Origin of the sequence: Microcystis sp. M_OC_Ca_00000000_C217Col (assembly GCF_007095585.1) — a bacterium.
Lineage (GTDB): Bacteria > Cyanobacteriota > Cyanobacteriia > Cyanobacteriales > Microcystaceae > Microcystis > Microcystis panniformis.
Window position 1 is genome coordinate 1 of record NZ_SFBV01000298.1, and the last position, 2,588, is coordinate 2,588.

Below are 2,588 nucleotides of genomic sequence, written 5' to 3' on the forward strand. Positions count from 1 at the left end.
AAGAAGGATAATGCAAGGTTTTTGAAAGTCCCAATCCTATTTTCGCAGCATGAACATCGGACTTTAACAGGTCAAAAGCCTTATTTTAAAAGGGTTTTACCATTATTCAGCAAGCCCTACTTAAGTAGTTTTTTAGCTATCAGCTAGAAAAGGTAAAAGTCAAGAGTTGGGAGTGAGCGAGATGCAGAATAAAAAAGCTTAATCCTGCAAAAAAGCGAGGGGATAACTCATATTCTCAGCAAAACCCAAGATACCTTGATCCCGATGCTCATAGAGTAAATTTCCTTGACTATCAAATAAAAAAGTCCCTCCCCGTTGGGTGAGATAACTACTATCGGGGATATATGTTGACCAATTGCCCAAAACTTGACTCATATTACGAAGTCTCAGGGTGGCTAATTCAAAAGGTCGCTGAAAACCTTGACCCCCAGCAAGATTGAATAGGGAACCCCGGAAAGCTGGTAAAGGCCGCGCTTGTATTGTTTCCTCCTCGGCAATTAATTGGGGGGCTTTGCGATCGCCAAGATAACCCCGCAGCACTTCGGCCAGAGTCCCCGGACTACCCACACCCGCACACATAAAAATTAGATTTAACCAAGCATTTTGCCCGGGAGAAAACCCAGGTAATTTTAGCGATAAACCGCGATAAAGTCCTAATAAATTATGTAATTCGGCTTTGGGGTCAACAAAAAGCCAATCTTGCCGAAATTTCGTATATTCAGCGAATTTTAACCCTGAATTGCGATCGCCGATACCGATGGCACGAATGGTTATCCCGGCATTTTGCCAAAGGGCTGCCTCTTTTTCTAACCACCAAGCGTATTCGAGACTATCAAAATCTCCCAATTGCGGCCAAACAAGAATTAAAAGACGTTTATAATCGGCACAATCGCTTAAAATTGGCACTATTTGCCCATCGCTGACCCTTTGGCGTTGAATTGTTGAAAATATTTCATAGCTGCTGCTCATCTGTAAATTTCTCCTAATAAAACCGCTGCTTTTGCCCCCGTGACTTGCGGTAAATTACCGGGGAAATTGTGCCAGCGCCAATAGGCCAAGAGGGCAAAAGCGATCGCTTCTTTAAAATCGCTATTTAATCCTACCTCATCGGTGGTCAAAAGCTTGACATTTGACCCCAAATGTGCTAGGAGTCGTTGGCGCAGGTAGGCATTACGAGCGCCACCACCGCAGAGCAGCACTTCCGCGGGCATTTCTGGCAAAAAGGTTTGATAGCTGTGGGCGATCGAAATGGCGGTTAAATCGGTTAAACTCGCCAACCAGTCGGCATCACTGAGGGAATAAGCTTGGGCATCCAGGCGCAATTGGGCTAGATAGGCGGGGCTAAATAACTCTCTGCCAGTGGATTTAGGGGGATATTGTTGAAAATAAGGCTCCTGTAGCCATTTATGAACTAATTCGGGGCAGGGTTGACCCTGGGACGACCATTGACCGTTATGGTCGTAGGTTTGTTGACCTTGGCTCAAAAATTGTACGGCCAAATCGATGAGGACGTTGCCGGGGCCGGTATCCCAACCGAAAATTTTTTGCTGCCAATTTTCCCTTTGTCGGGGGGGTAGATAGGTTAAATTGCCAATACCGCCGATATTTTGGACGCAGCGGGCTTTAGTGGGGTGAGAAAGCAGATAAGCGTCAATTTTCGGCACTAGGGGCGCACCGTGACCAGCTTGGGCGATATCGGCAGCGCGAAAATTACTAATGGTGGGAATACGGGTAATTTTTGCGATCGCTGCTCCCCGTCCTAATTGTACCGTGTAACCGAGGCGATCGTTTGCGGGGGGTCGATGAAAAACGGTTTGACCGTGACTGCCGATTAATTGGGCTTTTGGGGCTTCTTTTTGGATATTTAAGGCGGATTGGGCGAATTCTGCGGCTATATCATCATCTAAGCTGGCTAAAGCTTCAATAGATAGCTTTTCTCCCCCACAGACTTGTAAAATTGTCTCGCGTAATCGGGGGGAATAGGGATAGGTTTCCCCTGCTAATAACTGCACCTGTGGAGATTCCACTGTACCGCTAATCTCCACTAAAGCGGTATCGATACCATCCACCGATGTGCCACTGATTAAACCGATAACTAACAAGTTTTTTCCCTCAACTGTCGATTGTTGATTATTTTATCCCCCTCCGACAATAGTAACAATTTCTAATTGATCCCCCTCCTTGATTTCCGTGTTTTCCCAATACTGACGATGGAGGATTTCCCCGTTATATTCCACTGCAACTAAGCGAGGATTCATGCCCAAATTTTCTAGCATTTGCGGTAGTTTAGTTGCGGGTAAACAGGTTTGAGTTTTGCCGTTAATTTGCAAGGTTATTTCTGACATGGATTTCGATATGAACAAATGAATTAATCGGAGGAGTCAGTATTCAGGAGACAGGAGTTGAGAGTTGGGGTTTTAGGGTTTTAGGGTTTTAGGGTTTTGGGGTATTAGTTGAAATTCCCCTATCTCCCCATTTCCCCATTTCCCCATTTCCCCATTTCCCCATTTCCCCATTTCCCCATTTCCCCATTTCCCCATTTCCCCATTTCCCCATTTCCCCATTTCCCCATTTCCCCATTTCCCCAT

3 protein-coding genes are annotated in these 2,588 nt (G+C 45.6%); all 3 read right to left on the reverse strand.

All coding sequences use genetic code 11. From position 1 onward, the window contains the following. Positions 1-198: 198 nt before the first annotated feature. From EWV66_RS19065 to thiS, 3 genes are read right to left on the reverse strand one after another with little or no spacing between them, the layout of a single operon-like run. Positions 199-969 carry a peroxiredoxin-like family protein gene (locus EWV66_RS19065; RefSeq protein WP_287108038.1) on the reverse strand — a complete coding sequence of 257 codons (771 nt, stop codon included), beginning with the start codon at positions 967-969 and terminating at the stop codon, positions 199-201. Continuing rightward, a complete protein-coding gene (locus EWV66_RS19070) occupies positions 966-2,102 on the reverse strand; it encodes an anhydro-N-acetylmuramic acid kinase (RefSeq protein ID WP_502705669.1) in 1,137 nt (378 codons plus the stop codon). Before EWV66_RS19070 ends, EWV66_RS19065 begins: the two co-directional genes overlap by 4 nt. Before the next feature lie 33 nt (positions 2,103-2,135). Next, on the reverse strand, positions 2,136-2,345 hold the full coding sequence (gene thiS / locus EWV66_RS19075; RefSeq protein ID WP_002743890.1) for a sulfur carrier protein ThiS: 210 nt from the start codon (positions 2,343-2,345) through the stop codon (positions 2,136-2,138). Positions 2,346-2,588 lie beyond the last annotated feature (243 nt).

Excerpts from the sequence above, each read along its gene's own strand:
- EWV66_RS19065 (WP_287108038.1), bottom strand. The coding sequence starts at position 969 with ATGAGCAGCAGCTATGAAATATTTTCAACAATTCAACGCCAAAGGGTC.
- thiS (WP_002743890.1), bottom strand. The coding sequence starts at position 2,345 with ATGTCAGAAATAACCTTGCAAATTAACGGCAAAACTCAAACCTGTTTA.